Raw genomic sequence first — 18,401 nt, 5'->3', positions numbered from 1 at the left:
TTCGGGTTATGAGCCCGACGAGCTACCAACTGCTCCATCCCGCACTGTATTATAAATTTTAACGGGTTTATAAGCCCGACGAGTATTTACGGGGCTCCATCCCGAACGCATAATTTTAACGAGTTATAAGCTCGATGGCCAGGCCATATTAACGACAATTTTAAGCTTAAAGAACGACTCTGTGTTGCTTTTAAATTGGACTGCAAAGATATATTTCGTTTCTTTGCAGTCCAAATAAATTTCAAAATAAATTTTACATGTTTCATAAAGCCGGATTTGTTAGTCTAGTGGGAAAGCCCAACGTTGGAAAATCCACGCTGATGAACGCTTTGGTTGGTGAAAAACTATCCATAGTCACTCCAAAGGCACAAACTACGCGACACCGCATTTTGGGCATCGTAAATGAAGATGATTACCAGATCGTATTTTCTGATACCCCCGGCATCATCAAGCCGGTGTACGGAATGCAGGAATCTATGATGAGCTTCGTCAATGGATCACTGGTCGACGCCGATATTATCCTTTTTGTCACAGACATCAATGAAAAATATGATGAAAATGATGTATTGGAAAAATTAGCTAAAACGACCTCCCCTATTGCGGTGATTATCAACAAGATCGACAAATCTCAGGAGGACCTGGTCAAGGAAAAAGTAGCTTATTGGGAAGAAACATTGAAGCCAAAAGCGGTATTTGCAGTTTCAGCTTTACACGACCATAATGTACCTGCCGTTATGCAGTTCATCATGGATAATTTGCCTGAACACCCGGCATATTACGACAAGGACACCCTGACAGACCGTAATGAGCGCTTCTTTGTGTCTGAGATCATCCGTGAAAAGGTATTTAAGCTTTACGAAAAAGAGATCCCTTATAGTACCGAGGTAATCATTACTGCTTTTAAAGACGAGCCTAAGATTGTCCGCATCAGCTCGGAAATTATAGTAGAACGTGATTCACAAAAAAATATCATCATTGGGAAAGCCGGTGAAATGTTAAAAAAAGTAGGCACTTATGCCCGTAAGGACATGGAAGAGTTCCTACAGAAGAAAGTCTTTTTAGAGATGTTCGTGAAGGTTATACCGGATTGGAGGAACAGGAAGAATTATTTGAAGAGTTTCGGATACGAGGACTAAGAAAGAGTATCAAGTAGCTAGTATCAAGTATTAAGACACGAGGCCGGATAATAAAAAATGTCCGCCGGTGATAAAAAACACCGATGGAACAGCGAATAAAATATGAGTTTGAGAAATGCACAACTTCAAAGAACTTAAGGTGTGGCAAAAATCAATTGATTTAACTACACAAATTTATTCGGCACTTTCTTGCTTTCCTTCGGATGAAAAATATGGACTGGTTTCACAGATGAAACGAGCAGCAGTTTCGATTCCATCTAATATCGCTGAAGGATGTGGACGAAAATCAAACAAAGAGTTAAAATACTTTTTGTCAATCAATCTCGGGTCTGCATTTGAACTCGAAACTCAACTAATCGTAGCGCATCGGTTAAATTTGATGGAGCAGACAAAAATGAATGATATCGAATTAAAGATATCAGAAATACAAAAAATGATCTTTTCGCTTGAACGATCTTTTATATAATTTGAAAACAGTACGTATAATTATCCGGTCATCAATCCTGATACTTAATACTTGATACCAAAACAAAATGAGTAACATAGTTGCAATAGTAGGCCGCCCCAATGTAGGAAAGTCGACGTTATATAACCGGCTAACTGAAACACGGAAAGCTATAGTGGACGATTTCAGCGGGGTAACCCGCGACAGGCATTACGGCACGGCTGAGTGGACGGATAAGAATTTTACGGTAATTGATACCGGAGGCTATGTAGCGCACTCTGACGATGTGTTTGAAGCAGCGATACGTGAGCAGGTTATTATCGCCATCGAGGAAGCTACGGTGATCCTTTTCATGGTTGATGTGGTTACCGGTATTACCGACCTTGATGATGATATAGCAAAGCTTTTGCGCCGCAGCAAGAAACCTGTGTTTGTGGTTGTGAATAAAGTTGATAATAACCAAAGGCTCAATGATGCCAGCATTTTTTACAGTTTAGGGCTGGGTGAGATCTATTCATTATCGGCTATGTCAGGTTCAGGAACCGGCGAGCTTCTTGACGAAATGATCAAACATTTTGAAGACGAGCCTGAGGACGAAAACCAGCTTCCGAAATATGCAATCGTTGGCCGCCCGAACGTTGGGAAATCCTCTCTGATCAATGCATTGATTGGCAAGGAGAGAAATATTGTTACCCCTATTGCTGGTACTACCCGGGATTCAATTCATATTCATTACAATCAGTTCGGACATGAGTTTATGCTTATTGACACCGCTGGTTTACGTAAAAAGACTAAAGTAAAAGAGAATATCGAGTTTTACTCGGTGATGCGTACTATTAAAGCGCTTGAAGAGGCCGATGTGATCATCCTGATGATTGATGCGGTTGAGGGTATTGAGTCGCAGGACATCAACATCTTCCACCTGGCGGAAAAGAATAAAAAGGGTGTGGTGATCCTGGTAAACAAGTGGGATCTTATTGAAAAGAATACCAAAACAACCGGTGTATTTGAAGATACTATCCGGGATAAAATAGCTCCGTTCAGCGATGTTCCAATTGTATTTACATCAGTGGTCGAGAAACAACGGATCTATAAATCGCTGGAAGCTGCTTCTAAAGTTTATGAAAATAAGCTGAAGAAGATCCCGACGTCAAAGCTGAATGATGTAATGCTGCCGATCATTGAGAAATTCCCTCCGCCTGCTGTGAAGGGAAAATATGTCAAGATCAAATATATTACCCAGATCAACGGTGCATCACCGATGTTTGCATTTTTTTGTAATTTACCCCAGTATATCAAGGAGCCATACAAACGCTTTATTGAGAATAAACTCCGCGAACATTTTGATTTTACCGGGGTTCCAATCCAAATCTACTTCAGACAGAAATAATTATATACTAAACACATAAAGCATGAAGAAAATAATCTTTCCACTATTTGCTGCTGTATTAGTTACAGCAGCGTGTACAAGCATTGATAAAAAAGAAAAAGAAACCCAGGATTCTATCGCGCAGGCTGCTGCGGCTGATTCTATTTTAAATGCTGCAATGGCTGCTGATACACTTAGTGTTGATTCAGTTGGAGTTGACAGCGCTGTTGTAGATTCTATAAGATAATAAGCTATTTAAGAACTTCCAGCGATCGGGCGATGGCCTGGTCGCCGGAGTTTAAAGCTTTATGATACCCTTCATCCCCGAAATAGTACCGGGCAAACAAAGCCTTGATCTGGGTTTCTATTTCCTTCCGGGATAATTCAATTTGCTTTTCAGTAATCTTAAGCTTTTTTGCTGCTGCCAATTGCACGATCTTTTTAATATCTGCGCCGGCCAGCTTAAAATTCCTTAAAATCTCTTCCAAAGAGGTGAATTTTGGATTTGTTTTGACCAGGCTATTAAAGACCAGTTCGTTTAATACCCCCCTGGCCCCCAGCGCATAGTAAGCGCTGGTATATCCGCTTGTATCAACGGGGACGTATATATCGGGCATAATGCCGCCGCCGCCATAAAGCACTTTGCCGGATTTGGTAGTAAAGGTTTTCTTCTTGTCAAAGAGGGTATCACTAAGGTTTCTACCGTCAGAAGCCAGCTCGCCGTTCTTATGACGATCGCCAACCTCACCATAATAAGCATCATTCCCTTTTTTGTAGGATTTCTGGATTGACCGTCCGGATGCCGTGTAATACCGGGCTATTGTCAGGTTCAGCGCTGAGCCATCTCCAAAATCGAATTGCTCCTGCACCAGGCCTTTACCGAAGGAACGCCTGCCGATAATCGTCCCGCGTTCCAGGTCCTGCACTGCGCCCGCAACAATCTCACTTGCGGAGGCCGTATTTTCATCGATAAGCACAACCAATTTTCCCTGCTCAAAATTCCCTTTGGAGCTGGCGAAATAATCCGTTCGGGGCTCGTGCAAGCCTTCTGTATAAACGATCAGCTCATTATCTTTTAAAAACTCATCGGCAAGTCCTGTTGCTGCACTCAGATAGCCCCCGCCATTATCGCGAAGATCAAGCACCAGGTTTTTCAATCCAAGTTTCTGCAGCTTTTGAAGCTGCTCATGGAAATCTTCATCGGTTTGTGCGCCAAACTTGCTGATCTTAATGTAGCCGCTCTGCTCGTTTAACATATAAGCAGCGTCGATGCTGCTAACCACAATTCTTTGCCTTAAGACACTGAAATTTTTCCTTGTTGTATCACGCTTCACAAGGATCTCAACCGGAGTGCCTTTTTTGCCTCTTATCTGCTCAACAATTTTTTTCTGCGTGATCTGGATACCCGATACCACCTGCTTGTTTATGGCGAGGATCTTATCTCCATGTCTAAGCCCAGCTTTAGATGCCGGGCCGCCCGGGCTGACGGATGTAACTAGTAATGTGTCGTTAAGAATATAGTATTCGATACCGATACCATCAAAGTTGCCTTCGAGATCTTCGGAAAGAGACTGAGCTTCTGAGGGGCCCAGGTATGCAGAGTGGGGATCCAGGTGTTTCAGGATCTCCTGGATTGCCATGTTATTGACGGTATCAATTTTTACAGAGTCTACATAATTGTCGTTAATGATCTGAAGTACCTCTTCAACCTTATCAACACGGCCTCCAAGTTCAAAACCAAGCAAGGATCTTTTTCGGGGATTTCCATCATTCGAAGCAATCCTGGGCCCCAGGAACAAACCAGCCACTAACACCGCTGCATAGCCTGCAGCAATCCACAAATTTTTCCTCGTAAAAGAGCCCATTACAATATTCCCAGAATCAGAACGTAAAGTTAGTCGCTTAATGTACGTTTAACACTATCTTTGTGTTACAAAATTTAAAAATACCGCTTTTTTTTGCCTTTTTCCGGTCAATTAGTCGGATGAATGTATATTAGTTGATTAATATTTTACGCTATTGGATAATATTCCGATTTTAGCGGCATCAAATTTAAAAAATGAAACGAACTACGGAGGCGGACTCAAACTATAATGATCTAGAAAAAATGTCGGTTGCGGATTTATTGCACGGCATTAATAAGGAAGACACTACTGTACCACATGCTGTTGAAAAAGTAATACCTGCAATTGAGAAAGTAGTTACTGTGATTGTGGAGAAGATCAGCAAGGGAGGACGCTTGTTTTATATCGGAGCTGGAACCAGCGGCAGGCTGGGAGTACTTGATGCTTCTGAATGCCCTCCGACTTACGGAGTGCCGTTTGATATGGTTATTGGAATTATTGCTGGCGGTGATAAAGCCATCCGGAAAGCTGTAGAAAACGCAGAAGATGACATGGAGAAGGCCTGGGAAGATCTTTCAACATACGGGATAAATGATAAAGATGTAGTTGTTGGAATAGCTGCTTCGGGAACAACACCTTACGTGGTAGGAGGTTTGCGCAAAGCCAATGAAAACGGCCTTGAAACCGCATGTATTGTTTGTAATGACAAGAGCGCCATTGCCGCGGAAGCTAAATACCCTATCGAAGTTGTAGTTGGCCCTGAGTTTGTCACCGGATCGACCCGGATGAAGTCGGGAACGGCCCAAAAGCTTGTATTAAACATGATCAGTACGGCAACAATGATCCGTTTGGGAAGAGTGAAAGGCAATAAGATGGTTGATATGCAAATGACCAATACTAAGCTTGTTGGACGAGCGGTCAATATGGTAATGCAATCTACGGATGTGGATCAGGAATCTGCGCAAAAGCTGCTTGATAAATATGGCAGTGTTCGCAAGGCTATTGACAATGCACCAAAAAACGACATGGATCTGGCATAAAATTAATTGAACAGTTCTCCGTTCAGAAATAAAAAAGCCAATGCATGAAATAGAACCATATTACAGATGGCGCGATGATTATGAAGCTTCCGAAGATCCCCGTTCCCCCTTCTTTGAAACGAAGTATAATGAATTCGAATTCGATAAGCAGATCTACAACTATCTCATCCACCCTCAATGGGATTTCTTTGGTTCTCAAACACTATATTTAAAGGTACTTTACGCCGATTACAACAGAGGCTATGCCGTCATCGAATTTATCGGTGAGTGGAATGATGCGCTGCATAATGACATTATGATGCTCAAGCGGGAGATCCTCGACCTGATGGTAACCGACGGCATTAATAAGTTCATCCTGATTGGTGAGAATATACTGAACTTCCATTCTTCAGATGACTGTTATTACGAGGAGTGGTTTCAGGACGCAGATGAAGGCTGGATTGCCGGAATAAATTTCCGTGAGCATGTCATCAGCGAATTTAAGCGCAACAATATTGATTACTATATTAATTTTGGGGGCAACCTGGATGATATGAACTGGAGGAACCTGAAGCCTCTGCAGCTTTTCAAAAATGTAGAGCTGGAGTTAGGAAGACGGTTGAATTGATAAAATTTCATTAAATTTAGAAAAAAACATTGTTATGCCAGAAGTAAGAAATGCCTTTGAATTCGATCAAAACCCATTAGTACAGCGCGGCGGTGCCATCACATCAAGAAACTTTCTTCCAAATGTTTTCCTTTGGATGTTTATCGCTCTTGGGCTTTCGGCAGGATTTGCATATTTCTTTTCAACTGATGCAGGCTTACTAAGCTTGTTGATCGATCCAATCAGCGGAAGCAGGACCGGCCTTGGCACAATTGCAATGTTCGCTCCTCTTGCATTCGTTCTTCTAATGTCTTTCGGTTTAAACCGCTTATCCTTTCCGGTCCTGGCATTGGCATTCGTGCTTTATTCGGCCACAACAGGCATCAGCTTAAGCTATATTCTCCTGGTTTACACCTCGGCTTCAGTACTGGGATGTTTTATCTCGGCCTCCGTATTATTTGCTGTAATGGCCATAGCTGGCTATACCACAGAGACTGACCTTACTAAATTCGGCTCAATCCTGATGATGGCCCTTGTCGGGATCATTGTCGCAAGTCTTGTAAATTTCTTCTTAGGCAGCAGCCAGCTTGATTACATAATCAGCTTTATCGGCGTAGCATTATTCATCGGCCTAACCGCTTATGACATGCAACGCCTTAAAAGAATTGCCGCCGGCATAGAATACGGCGACGCCTCAGCAAATAAAATGGTAATCATGGGCGCCCTTACCCTCTACCTCGATTTTATTAATCTGTTTATTATGCTATTGAGGTTGTTTGGAGGACGTAAGTAGTTGTTAGTTGGTTCGTTATTGGTTGGACTAACGTACCAGTCGAACAACTAACAACCAACAACTAACCAACCAATTTGCTTTTTACCGAAAAATCCCCCACCTTTGCACTGCTTATTCAGAAAGACGGAGGGATTAGACCCTGCGAAGTCTTAGCAACCTGTGCTAACAAGGTGCTACATTCTATCCGCCCCAGGCGGAACAGATAAGTGAAAGTCAATGCATACCGACTTTTCGAAGATAAGCCTGTTATAGATGTGAGATATGAGATATGAGGTATGAGACTGACTGAGCGGAATTTGATCGCTGGTTACTTGCTATCTCACATCTCCCATCTCACATCTCATATCTAAATAATATATGAGCATAAGAGAAGAACTAAAGAAACGCATACTGGTTATTGATGGCGCAATGGGTACGATGATCCAGCGCTATCAACTTACTGAAGAGGATTTTCGTGGCGAGCGGTTTAAAGACCATCCTTGTGACGTAAGGGGTAATAATGACCTTCTTAATATAACCCGTCCGGATATAATCAAGGCGATCCATGCCGAATATCTGGAGGCAGGCGCCGACATTATTGAAACGAATACTTTCAGTACACAGCGCATTTCCATGGCTGATTACCAGATGGAAGATCTCTCTTATGAGATGAGTTACGAGGGTGCACGTATTGCGAAAGAAATAGCCAATGAATTCACGCTTAGAAATCCTGATAAACCACGCTTTGTGGCAGGAGCCTTAGGCCCAACGACAAAAATGGCTTCTATGTCGCCGGATGTAAATGATCCGGGTTATCGTGCAGTTACTTTTGATGAGCTTGTTGATGCTTATTATGAGCAGGTAAAAGGGCTTATTGAAGGAGGTGCTGATGTACTTTTATTCGAGACCATTACAGATACTCTGATCACTAAAGCTGCGCTTTTTGCTGCTAAAAACTATGAGAACGAGATCGGCAAAAAAATAGAGATCATGATCTCCGGCACCATTACGGATGCCAGCGGCAGAACTTTATCCGGCCAGACCGTTGAGGCATTTTTAAATTCTTTAAGCCATGCAAATCTTTTAAGCATCGGTCTTAACTGCGCTTTAGGAGCAAAAGACATGCGCCCGCACATTGAGGAACTGTCTCAAAAGGCGGGATGCTATATTTCGGCTTATCCAAATGCCGGCCTGCCAAATGAGTTTGGTGCCTATGACGAGCTTCCGCATGAAACTGCCCATTTGGTGGAGGATTTCATGGCAAGCGGTTTTGTGAACGTTGTTGGCGGATGCTGCGGAACTACACCTGAGCATATCAAGTGCATCGCTGAGAAAGCGGCTAAATTTTCGCCAAGAGTTCCGGGTGTTCCCGAGCCATTTCTGCGTCTAAGCGGATTGGAGCCGGTGACTATGACTCCTGAAACTAATTTTGCGAATATTGGGGAGCGTACAAACATCACAGGTTCACCTAAATTTTCGAAACTTATATTGAACGGTGACTTTGAAGAAGCGCTATCAGTTGCACGTCAGCAGGTAGAAGGCGGCGCGCAGATCATCGATATAAACATGGACGAAGGAATGATCGATTCCGAGGCCTCGATGGTGAGATTTCTGAACCTGATCGCATCGGAGCCTGATATTTGCAAACTGCCCATCATGGTCGATTCGTCGAAATGGTCGGTTATTGAAGCTGGTTTGAAATGCCTGCAAGGTAAAGGTATTGTAAACTCCATCTCCCTGAAAGAAGGCGAAGAAGCATTCATAAAGTCCGCAAAAAAAATTGCCCAATACGGCGCTGCTGTTGTTGTAATGGCATTTGACGAAAATGGGCAGGCAGACTCACTGGAAAGAAGAAAAGAGATCTGTAAACGCTCATACGACATTCTTGTCAATGAAGTTAACTTCCCTCCGCAGGATATCATTTTCGATCCGAACATCCTTACCGTTGCAACCGGCCTTGAGGAGCACAATAACTATGCAGTCGACTTTATAGACGCGACACGATGGATCAAGCAAAATCTGCCTCTCGCTAAAGTAAGCGGGGGAGTAAGTAATATTTCGTTCTCTTTCAGAGGTAATAATACCGTGCGTGAGGCGATGCACTCTGCCTTTCTTTACCATGCCATCAAAGCCGGTCTGGATATGGGAATTGTGAATGCTGGTATGCTTGAAGTTTATGAAGAGATACCGAAAGATCTGCTCGTGCTGGTTGAAGACGTGCTGTTAAACCGTCGTCAGGACGCCACCGAACGCCTTGTAGATTTCGCAGAAACTATCAAGACCAAGGGCAAAGTGTTGGTGAAGGATGAGGAATGGCGCAAGGAAAGTGTTGAATCGCGACTATCGCATTCTCTTGTAAAAGGAATTATTGATTACCTCGACGATGATGTAGAAGAAGCGCGTCAAAAATATGCGAAACCCCTTGAAGTGATTGAAGGGCCGTTAATGGATGGAATGGGCATTGTTGGTGACCTGTTCGGCCAGGGGAAAATGTTCCTGCCACAGGTTGTAAAATCAGCAAGGGTGATGAAAAAAGCCGTAGCCTACTTACTGCCATTTATTGAGGAAGAGAAATTAAATAACGCCGACAGCAATCAGCGTAAGAACGCCGGTAAGATCTTGCTAGCTACTGTAAAAGGAGATGTTCATGATATTGGAAAGAATATCGTTGGGGTAGTGCTTGCATGTAATAATTTCGAGGTGATCGATCTTGGGGTAATGGTTCCGGCACAAAAGATCATCGAGGTTGCCAAAGCAGAAAACGTAGACATTATCGGCCTTAGCGGTCTGATCACTCCTTCTCTTGATGAGATGGTGCACTTTGCTAAGGAAATGGAACGTGAAGGATTCAGTATTCCATTGATCATCGGCGGTGCAACTACTTCCCGCATCCACGCGGCTGTTAAAGTTGCTCCTAATTATTCGGGTGCAACAGTTCACGTCCTTGATGCATCAAGAAGTGTTACTGTCTGCAGTACGCTGATGAGCGATGACAACAAGGAGGAATATATCACTAATATCCATAACGAATACAATAAGGCTCGTGAGGCTCATTTGAGCAAAAAATCCGACAAACGTTTTAAAACTATAGAGGAGGCACGGGCTCAGAAATTCCAGATAGACCTTAACGGATCTATTGCACCTAAACCGGCATTTATAGGGACGAAGGTGTTCACAGATTTTTCGCTGGAGGAATTGGTACCATATATCGACTGGACGCCTTTCTTCCATACATGGGAATTACGCGGAAGCTACCCGAAAATCTTTGATGATCAGTTTGTGGGAACTGAGGCTAAAAAATTATATGACGAAGCGAGAGTATTACTCAACAAGCTTGTAAAAGACAAAAGCCTGAAAGCAAATGGCGTTATAGGCTTCTGGCCTGCCAACTCTGTTGGTGACGATATTGAACTTTACACAGACGAAAGCCGCACCGAAGTTTTCAGAACTATTCATACTCTTCGCCAGCAGGCTGAAAAAGCTGCCGGGGAACCTTATTATGCTCTTTCTGATTTCGTTGCGCCTAAAGAATCGGGCGTTGCTGACTACTGGGGCGGTTTCGCCGTAACCACTGGTATTGGCGTGGACGAGCTCGTGGCTGAATTTGAAAAGAACTACGATGACTACAACAGCATCATGGTAAAAGCACTTGCAGACCGTCTGGCTGAAGCTTTCGCAGAGCGGATGCATGAGCTTGTCAGGAAAGAATTCTGGGCTTATTCTCAGGGTGAAACTCTTTCAAACGAAGAATTGATCAAAGAAAAGTATGCTGGGATCCGTCCGGCACCAGGTTATCCTGCCTGCCCGGATCATACGGAGAAAGCTACCTTATTTGAGATCCTTGACGCTGAAAAAGCTACCGGGATCAATCTCACAGAAAGCTTCGCGATGTTCCCGACAGCAGCTGTAAGCGGCTTCTACTTTGCACATCCGCAATCACGCTACTTCGGCCTTGGAAAAATCAACAAGGATCAGGTAGAAGAATATGCCGTGAGGAAAAAGATGACGCTGGAGGATGTGGAGAGGTGGTTGGGTCCCAACCTTAGTTATTAGTGGGTTGCCCGTTGCGGGTTACCAGTTGCCAGGCTTGTCCAGCAGTGTAAGGAACTTATTGAAGCTGGCGCCCGGTACTTCATTTCTATACAATGAGTAATCCCGGACCAAGGAAAAGGATTGCAGAAGCGCTATTTTAGAGCCAGGAACCAAGTGTAAAGAATCAAGACTTTCAAGTTCTGCAATGAATTTGTTTTTTATCCGCAACGTGTCTTGATTCTTGGCTCTTGATTCTTTTTCAATCTTTTATTTGGATTCCTTCTAAATAATCCGATCTTTGTAGTCAATGTTAGACAAGGATCTCATCGCTGCAGCTGAATTAATAGAAGTATTCGTTACTTCGAAAGGCGGAGTCTATCAATCTGACGCAGAGAAATGCCTTTATCTTAATTTCTCCGGAAAAACTTCCAGGCTCAGCTTTCAATCACTTAGTGATCTGAAAAAAATAATTGACAAGGTGGATCTTGGTCATATGTGCACGCTTATTGAACACGCCGATATCGAGATTATCCTGTTAAAGGACAATTGCTTTGTTTTATCGGGTATCGAAATTATCTACCTGAAGGAAATTCTGCAGGGCGCGTTCACTATGTTCAGCCTAAATCATATCATCACCGATTGCCTTGACCGCCTGATCGTATCTTAATTTAGATTAACTCCATATTGCCTTTCTTCAAATTCCTGCAACTTATTATAGTTAAGTTTGTTTATTAGTAAACAATATTAATACTTAGGTTATGAAAGATCTGATGCGTATTAAAAGCATTCTGTCAACAGAAATCGAAACCCTTCTTAATCAGCAGGTAAAAAAAGAAGCACATTCTTCGGCCATTTATCTGTCAATGGCTTCATGGTGCGACCGCAATGGCTTCGACGGCTCGGCAGAGTTCTTCTTTAAGCAATCTCACGAAGAACGAGAACATCAATTAAAAATCTACAAGTACATCCTTGATATGGGCGGGACGGCTATCTCTCCGGAGATTAGTAATATAAAACATGAATTCAGCACCTTCCGCGAAGTATTCGAAGATGCTCTTGATCAGGAAATTTCGATCACCCAGTCATTCAAGAATATTGTGGCACGCTGCCATAAAGAGCAGGATTATGTCACACTTGAATTCCTTAATTGGTTCATGAGAGAACAACGTGAAGAAGAATACATAGCTCGCAGGGCTCTCGAATTATTCGAAGTAATTGGCGAGAATGGAACAGGTTATTGGGATATTGATAAGAACATCGCGAATATTAAATATTCTGCAGATTAAAAAGCAAAGGCTGTCCCAAAAGGATGGCCTTTTACTTACTCTTTAAAAGATCGTCAACCAACTTCACAACATCTTTTGCATTGTACTCGTGCAGCCAGATATTGGCAGGCTGAGCAGCCAGAACCGGAGCGTATTTACACCTGTCGGTACATTCGGTAACGATAAGCTCAACATCATTCTTTACTCCCATACTCTTCAGATAGTGCTTCAAATTTTTATACAATTCCCTGCTGCCCCGCTTCGAGCATTTGCTGCCCTGACAGATGTAGATGGTGTTTTCGGGAACGGTGAATTTGCCCATATAGGTAAGGTACGGTTTTTGGTTGGTTTGGTCCGGAATCTGTTGCTAGTTGTCTGTTGCCAGTTACCAGGCTAACGTACCTAAAATGCCGCTAGGTGCTAACCTGTCACTTACACACTTAGTAGGAACACTTGATATATCTCGTCATCGATCTTGGTACCTGATACTAGATACTCACTACTTAATTATCCAACAAATACTTCTTAAACCCTTCAAAATCCTTGCCTAAAGTAACTGCAAGTTTTTCACGAGTTTCGAGTTCCTGCACCTGGGAAGGGACATCGATCTTTGCGGCTATTTCCTGCGGGAAGATATCCGGGAATTTGCAGGGGTGAGCTGTTGATAGGAAAACAAGTTCTGGGTTTTCGTTCGGATGATCTTTTAACCACTGCTTAGAAGCAAGCCAGGCTATCGCGGTATGTGGACACATAATGTAGTTCTGTTCGCTATAAACTTTCTTTATCGCGTCAAGCGTTTCTTTATCACTAAATGTATAAGCAGTCAAGAGTTTTTTCAGGTCATCACTGTTGCCCTGGAAAAGATCCATGATCCTCACCCAATTGCTTGGATCGCCCACATCCATCGCATTCGAGTAAGTTTGAACAGAAGGCTTAGCGGCATACACACCGCTGCGCAAAAAGGCTGGAACGGTATCGTTAATATTGGTTGCTGCGATAAACTGCTTAACAGGCAGGCCCATCTTCCAGGCAAGAAAACCTGCGCCGATATTCCCGAAGTTGCCGCTGGGCACTGCGAAGATCACTTCAGTTTTGCCTTCCCGCATCAGTTGAGCATAGGCATTAAAGTAGTAAAATGTTTGAGGGATCAGCCTGGAGATATTAATCGAGTTAGCAGAGGTTAAACGAAACTCCTGCTTTAATTCGGGGTCATTGAATGCCTGCTTCACTAGAGACTGGCAATCATCAAATGTTCCCTCTATTTCAATAGCTCTGATATTCTGGCCATTGGTGGTTAACTGCAATTCCTGAATAGGGCTTACCTTACCTTTAGGATATAAAATGGTGACCCTTGTATTCGTCACACCCAGGAATCCAAGTGCCACTGCCCCGCCGGTATCCCCGGATGTTGCAACAAGTACATTCAGCTCCTTTTCACCTGCCTCAAGGAAGTAGCTCATCACCCTGCTCATAAAGCGGGCGCCAAAATCTTTAAAGGCTAAAGAAGGTCCATGGAAAAGTTCCAGAACATGTACCTGTTCCTCCAGTTTCACAACCGGCGCCTTAAAATTTATAGCATCATCTATAATACTCTTCAAATCCTGGTCGGGAATGTCATCATTAAGGATATTCTTAGCCACTTTAAAAGCTATTTCAGCCAGGTTATAAGTGTGAAGACTACGGATGAATTCCGGGTCTAATGCAGGAATTGATTCGGGCATGTATAAGCCTTTGTCGGCAGGCAGGCTGTTGAAAACGGCTTCTTTAAAAGATACCCGAAGGCCTTTATTATTAGTACTGTAGAGTTGCATTTAATCTAATATTATCGGGCCTTTGGAATTAATTGGAGAATGGTAGGAGATACTTTCAGTATCCAGCCACAGGAAATGTTTCCTGAGTTTTTCATTGATGATCTGAGCATCGTCAGCATTCCGCGTAAACGTGAAAACCGATGGCCCAGAACCGGAAATGCCAAAGCTCAACGCGCCGTTTTCCATGGCAATTTCCCGCAATTTGTAAAAGTCAGGTATCAGGATAGATCTCACAGGTTCCACTATAACATCCTTCATGCTCCGTGAGATCAAATCAATGTCTTTCAAAAATAGACCACTAACCAAGCCGGCCACATTCCCCCACTGCACGACAGCATCTTTCAATGATACATTGCTACGGATAATTTTACGGGCATCGCGTGTTGGAACGTCGACGTGAGGGAATACAATTGAACAATACAATTCCTCAGGGTATGGCAGTTTTATAATGTCTAGTGGCTCATAGCTTCTGATCAGCACAAATCCGCCAAGCAAGGCCGGCGCCACATTGTCAGCATGGCCCGTTCCGCACGCCATTTCTTCACCTTTCATGGCAAAAGGAACAAGCTCCATCTGAGTTAAGGGTTTTCCCATTAACGTGTTTATCGCGAATAATCCCGCAACCGTGCTCGCAGAACTTGACCCAAGCCCGCTGCCAATGGGCATTTTCTTGAACAGTTCAATCTCCACTCCGACATCAGTACGTCCAATGTGTTCGAGGTAATGCTGTACGCTCACACTCACTGTATTCTTAGCAGGATGGTAAGGCAACCGTCCTTCATCACCGCTGATCTTTGTTATAATTACTCCGGGCTCATCCTTAATACGCATGATCACTTCGTCTCCTGGCTGGTCGACAGCAAAGCCCAGGACATCATAACCACAAACAACATTCGCTACCGTCGCCGGAGCAAAGACTTTAACTGATCTATTCATTTTAAACTATTTCCCTCTGACGCATATGCCTTTCACCCTGTGCATCAAAATTATCAAATTCATTCGTTCGGAGAGCTTTATTGTGCGCCAACATTCACAATATCTGCAAATACCCCCGCAGCTGTTACATCGGCTCCGGCTCCTGGTCCTTTCACAACCATTGGACGTTCTTTATACCGGTCTGTTGTAAAGGAAATTATATTGTCACTTCCGGAAAGCGCGTAGAATGGGTGCGTATCGTCAACCATCTGCAAGTTGATCGTTGCCTTGCCATCTTCAAGCTTTGCGATATATCGCAGAACTTTACGACCATCCTCAGCCTGTTTCTTCAGGTTCTCGAAGAAAGCACCTTCCTTTCTCAATTCGTCGTAGAATTCATCGACCGATTGGGCATCGATACATGATTGTGGCAACATACTTTCGATGTGAACATCTTCGGCTTCAAGCGGATATCCTGCATCCCTGGCAAGGATGAGCATCTTACGCATGAAGTCGGTTCCTTTCAAATCATCACGAGGATCAGGTTCTGTATAGCCTTTTTCCTGCGCCTGCTTCACGATATCATGGAAAGTGACATCGCCTTTGTAGTTATTAAATATGTAGGAGATCGTACCGGAAAGGATAGCTTCAATACTGAGCACTCTATCGCCACTTACCATAAGATCTTTAAGCGTGCGAACTATGGGCAATCCTGCACCCACATTAGTTTCATAGAAGTAATCTACGCCATGAATCCTTGCCGTGTCTTTGAACAGCTTGTATTGGGCGTAGCTTGAGGAATTGCCAATCTTATTACAAGTAACAATTGAAATATTTGAGCTGAAGATCTCGTGATAAAATTCTATCGGTTTTAAACTCGCTGTATTATCCGCAAAAACACAATTCGGCAGGTTCATATTCTTCATTTTTTCGACAAAACCTGGCAGATCTGCAGCGTGACCTGAGTAGTCCAGGGTTTTTTCCCAGTTTTCGAGATCTATTCCGTCCGGATCAAAATACATTTTCCGGGTATTGCTGATCCCCACCACTCTGATCTGAATGCCATTGTGTTCCTGTAAAAACTGGCGGTGTTCCTGAACCTGACGAAATAAGGTTTTACCAATATTTCCAGTACCCAGGCAGAACAGATTTAGTGTTTTATTAAGATCAACAAAGAAGGCATCATGAACTGCATTTAAGCCTTTGTTAAGGTCATCTTTGGAGATGATCACAGAAATATTGTATTCTGATGAGCCCTGAGCAATAGCCCTTACATTGATACCATTCCTTCCCAGCGCGTGAAACAGCTTTCCCGAAATACCGGGTGTTTGTTTCATATTTTCCCCGACAATTGCAAGCACGGCCAATCCTTTCTCAAAAACGGGTGCCTCCAATTTTTTTGCTAATAACTCCAGTTCGAATTCATGCTCAATTACCCGCTGTGCTTTCGCAGCATCAGTAGGATGAATGGCAAATGTAATGCTGTGTTCCGACGACGATTGAGTGATAAGGATCACGTTGATCTGCTCACGGGCAAGAAGGGAGAATAAGCGGCCGCTGAAGCCTGCCTTGCCGACCATGCCACTTCCCTCGATATTTATTATGCTGGTATCATTAATAGATGATATTCCTTTTATTGCCAGGTCAGAGCTGTCGCAGTTATGTTTAATTACAGACCCAGCAAATTCAGGCTCAAATGTATTTCGGATAACAATAGGGATCTTCTTCATGAAAGCCGGGATCATGGTTGGCGGATAAATTACCTTCGCCCCAAAAAACGAAAGCTCCATTGCTTCTGTGTAGGATAATTCAGGCAATGAAAATGCCTTTTTTACCATTCGAGGATCCGCCGTCATCATGCCGTTTACATCTGTCCAGATCTCAATCTCGCTTGCGTTAAGCGCTGATCCGAATATAGCTGCAGTATAATCGCTGCCGCCTCTGCCGAGAGTGGTTACCCTGCCGTCATCGTTACTCGCAATAAAGCCGGTAACGAATAACATTTTAGCCTTATTTTTTTCATAGAAATCACGGATCAGCATTTCCGTGAGCTCGATATTGACTTTAGCTTGTCCGAAGCTGCTGTCAGTCTTAACAAGATCAGCCGCATTCACAAACATGGTATTGTCCTTTTCCTGGCCGACAATCTTACTGATCATGAAAGTTGAGCAGCGCTCTCCATAACTTAAAACCAGATCGCGGGTTCTCGGAGTAAGTTCCCGCAACATGGACACCCCCTGCAGCAGATCCTCAATTTCGTTAAACAATATCCTCAGTTGAGTAAACACCGGATTTTGTCTTGAAACCGCAAGCAGCTCCTTGATAACGTCAAAATGACGTTCTTCCAGTTCCTTCAGCTCATCATGAAAAGCCCCTCCCTGTGAAGCTTTATCAGCCATGGAAGAAAGCAGGTTCGTGACCCCACTCATCGCTGAAAGAACGACAACGGGGTTACCGGAACTCTGATCCTCTCTTTCAATGATTTGCAATAGCTTGCTGATCGATTCAACTGATCCAACTGATGTACCTCCGAATTTTAAAATTTTCATCTATTATTTAGTTTGTTTTCAATGGAGATGAAGCTTGCATGAGCTTGAAATTTAAATTATTCTATGAGTGGTAAGCTCATGCAGGTTTCATGTTATTCTTTTAAACTCTTGATAAAAAAAAACGCCTTCCCCGTTATCGGAGGAAGGCGCTTTTGATGTTTTTATTTTAATTACACCATACAAAACCTTCCCCATCGCTTAAGCGTGGTTGTTGTTGTTGTAGTGGTATAAAAATTAATGTTCATTGCTTTTTCTGTGCCGCTAATTACGGGCTTAGTTTTTGAAATAGCAAATGAATATGAATTTATTTAAAAAAACTCCTTTTAAACAGCTTTAAACAATTAAGCAATAACGTTTTTTCTTGATCTCATATAAAACACCAACCCGCCAAAGGCAAGTACCAGAAAAATTGGGATAAATAAGGTCGTCTGCAATACTTCAGGCCCGGCTAAGTTCTTAGCATCGTTCAAAGCTGTCGCCATCGGACTACCCCCAGGGGCGGCCCCATAAGTACCGAGATCCGCATCGCCCGGAAGATGTTTCGCAATAAGCTCATCATAATAGCCTCCCATGAAAATGGTATATAAAGAGACTGCAAACATTCCGGCACCTCCCATCAGGTTTATACCTAAGGCGG

General features: G+C 43.2%; 16 protein-coding genes and 1 riboswitch. Of the genes, 10 read left to right on the top strand and 6 right to left on the bottom strand.

Annotated elements, in window-relative coordinates; translation table 11 throughout:
• Positions 1-257: 257 nt before the first annotated feature.
• From era to WKF69_RS01480, 4 genes are all read left to right on the top strand, one after another.
• Positions 258-1,136, top strand: a complete 879-nt coding sequence (gene era / locus WKF69_RS01495; RefSeq protein ID WP_340378930.1) for a GTPase Era — start codon at positions 258-260, stop codon at positions 1,134-1,136.
• Positions 1,137-1,251: 115 nt separating this feature from the next.
• Entirely contained in the window at positions 1,252-1,602 is a 351-nt protein-coding gene (locus tag WKF69_RS01490; RefSeq protein WP_340378928.1) for a four helix bundle protein, read from the top strand.
• Positions 1,603-1,669: 67 nt separating this feature from the next.
• On the top strand, positions 1,670-2,971 hold the full coding sequence (der, locus tag WKF69_RS01485; protein WP_340378925.1) for a ribosome biogenesis GTPase Der: 1,302 nt from the start codon (positions 1,670-1,672) through the stop codon (positions 2,969-2,971).
• Between the two features lie 22 nt (positions 2,972-2,993).
• Positions 2,994-3,197: a hypothetical protein gene (locus WKF69_RS01480; protein ID WP_340378923.1), complete on the top strand. Its 204-nt coding sequence runs from the start codon at positions 2,994-2,996 to the stop codon at positions 3,195-3,197.
• Between the two features lie 4 nt (positions 3,198-3,201).
• On the opposite strand, the gene WKF69_RS01475 is transcribed toward WKF69_RS01480, so the two are convergent.
• Complete coding sequence (locus WKF69_RS01475) at positions 3,202-4,815, bottom strand: S41 family peptidase (protein WP_340378921.1); 1,614 nt, start codon at positions 4,813-4,815, stop codon at positions 3,202-3,204.
• Positions 4,816-5,009: 194 nt separating this feature from the next.
• On the opposite strand from WKF69_RS01475, the gene murQ reads away from it, so the two are divergent.
• The 6 genes from murQ (at position 5,010) to WKF69_RS01445 (ending at position 12,510) form a co-directional block, all read left to right on the top strand.
• Complete coding sequence (gene murQ / locus WKF69_RS01470; RefSeq protein ID WP_340378919.1) at positions 5,010-5,834, top strand: N-acetylmuramic acid 6-phosphate etherase; 825 nt, start codon at positions 5,010-5,012, stop codon at positions 5,832-5,834.
• Positions 5,835-5,874: 40 nt separating this feature from the next.
• Positions 5,875-6,441, top strand: a complete 567-nt coding sequence (locus tag WKF69_RS01465; RefSeq protein ID WP_340378917.1) for a hypothetical protein — start codon at positions 5,875-5,877, stop codon at positions 6,439-6,441.
• Positions 6,442-6,475: 34 nt separating this feature from the next.
• Positions 6,476-7,213, top strand: coding sequence for a Bax inhibitor-1/YccA family protein (locus WKF69_RS01460; protein WP_340378915.1), 738 nt, complete (start codon positions 6,476-6,478; stop codon positions 7,211-7,213).
• Positions 7,214-7,321: 108 nt separating this feature from the next.
• Positions 7,322-7,422: riboswitch (SAM riboswitch) on the top strand.
• A gap of 148 nt (positions 7,423-7,570) precedes the next feature.
• Entirely contained in the window at positions 7,571-11,245 is a 3,675-nt protein-coding gene (metH, locus tag WKF69_RS01455) for a methionine synthase (protein WP_340378913.1), read from the top strand.
• Between the two features lie 286 nt (positions 11,246-11,531).
• The gene (locus WKF69_RS01450; protein ID WP_340378911.1) at positions 11,532-11,891 is read left to right on the top strand and encodes a hypothetical protein; all 360 of its coding nucleotides are present in this window, start codon (positions 11,532-11,534) and stop codon (positions 11,889-11,891) included.
• Between the two features lie 91 nt (positions 11,892-11,982).
• Positions 11,983-12,510, top strand: coding sequence for a ferritin (locus WKF69_RS01445; protein WP_340378909.1), 528 nt, complete (start codon positions 11,983-11,985; stop codon positions 12,508-12,510).
• Between the two features lie 31 nt (positions 12,511-12,541).
• Here the strand turns inward: WKF69_RS01445 and WKF69_RS01440 are convergent, their stop codons facing one another.
• The 5 genes from WKF69_RS01440 to WKF69_RS01420 all read right to left on the bottom strand — a co-directional run bounded on the left by WKF69_RS01440 (position 12,542) and on the right by WKF69_RS01420 (position 18,381).
• Positions 12,542-12,811: a (2Fe-2S) ferredoxin domain-containing protein gene (locus WKF69_RS01440; RefSeq protein WP_340378907.1), complete on the bottom strand. Its 270-nt coding sequence runs from the start codon at positions 12,809-12,811 to the stop codon at positions 12,542-12,544.
• A 181-nt stretch (positions 12,812-12,992) separates the two neighbouring features.
• Complete coding sequence (gene thrC, locus WKF69_RS01435) at positions 12,993-14,300, bottom strand: threonine synthase (protein ID WP_340378905.1); 1,308 nt, start codon at positions 14,298-14,300, stop codon at positions 12,993-12,995.
• Positions 14,301-15,236 (bottom strand): homoserine kinase, encoded by a 936-nt coding sequence (locus WKF69_RS01430; RefSeq protein WP_340378903.1) that lies wholly within the window; start codon positions 15,234-15,236, stop codon positions 14,301-14,303.
• 77 nt (positions 15,237-15,313) lie between these two features.
• Positions 15,314-17,764: a bifunctional aspartate kinase/homoserine dehydrogenase I gene (gene thrA / locus WKF69_RS01425; protein ID WP_340378901.1), complete on the bottom strand. Its 2,451-nt coding sequence runs from the start codon at positions 17,762-17,764 to the stop codon at positions 15,314-15,316.
• A 341-nt stretch (positions 17,765-18,105) separates the two neighbouring features.
• The gene (locus WKF69_RS01420; protein ID WP_340378899.1) at positions 18,106-18,381 is read right to left on the bottom strand and encodes a hypothetical protein; all 276 of its coding nucleotides are present in this window, start codon (positions 18,379-18,381) and stop codon (positions 18,106-18,108) included.
• Positions 18,382-18,401: the final 20 nt, after the last annotated feature.

The organism is Daejeonella sp. (genome assembly GCF_037719425.1).
Classification (GTDB): domain Bacteria; phylum Bacteroidota; class Bacteroidia; order Sphingobacteriales; family Sphingobacteriaceae; genus Daejeonella.
The sequence above is the reverse complement of the archived record's forward strand: the minus strand, read 5'-3'. Positions and strand labels throughout refer to the sequence as shown.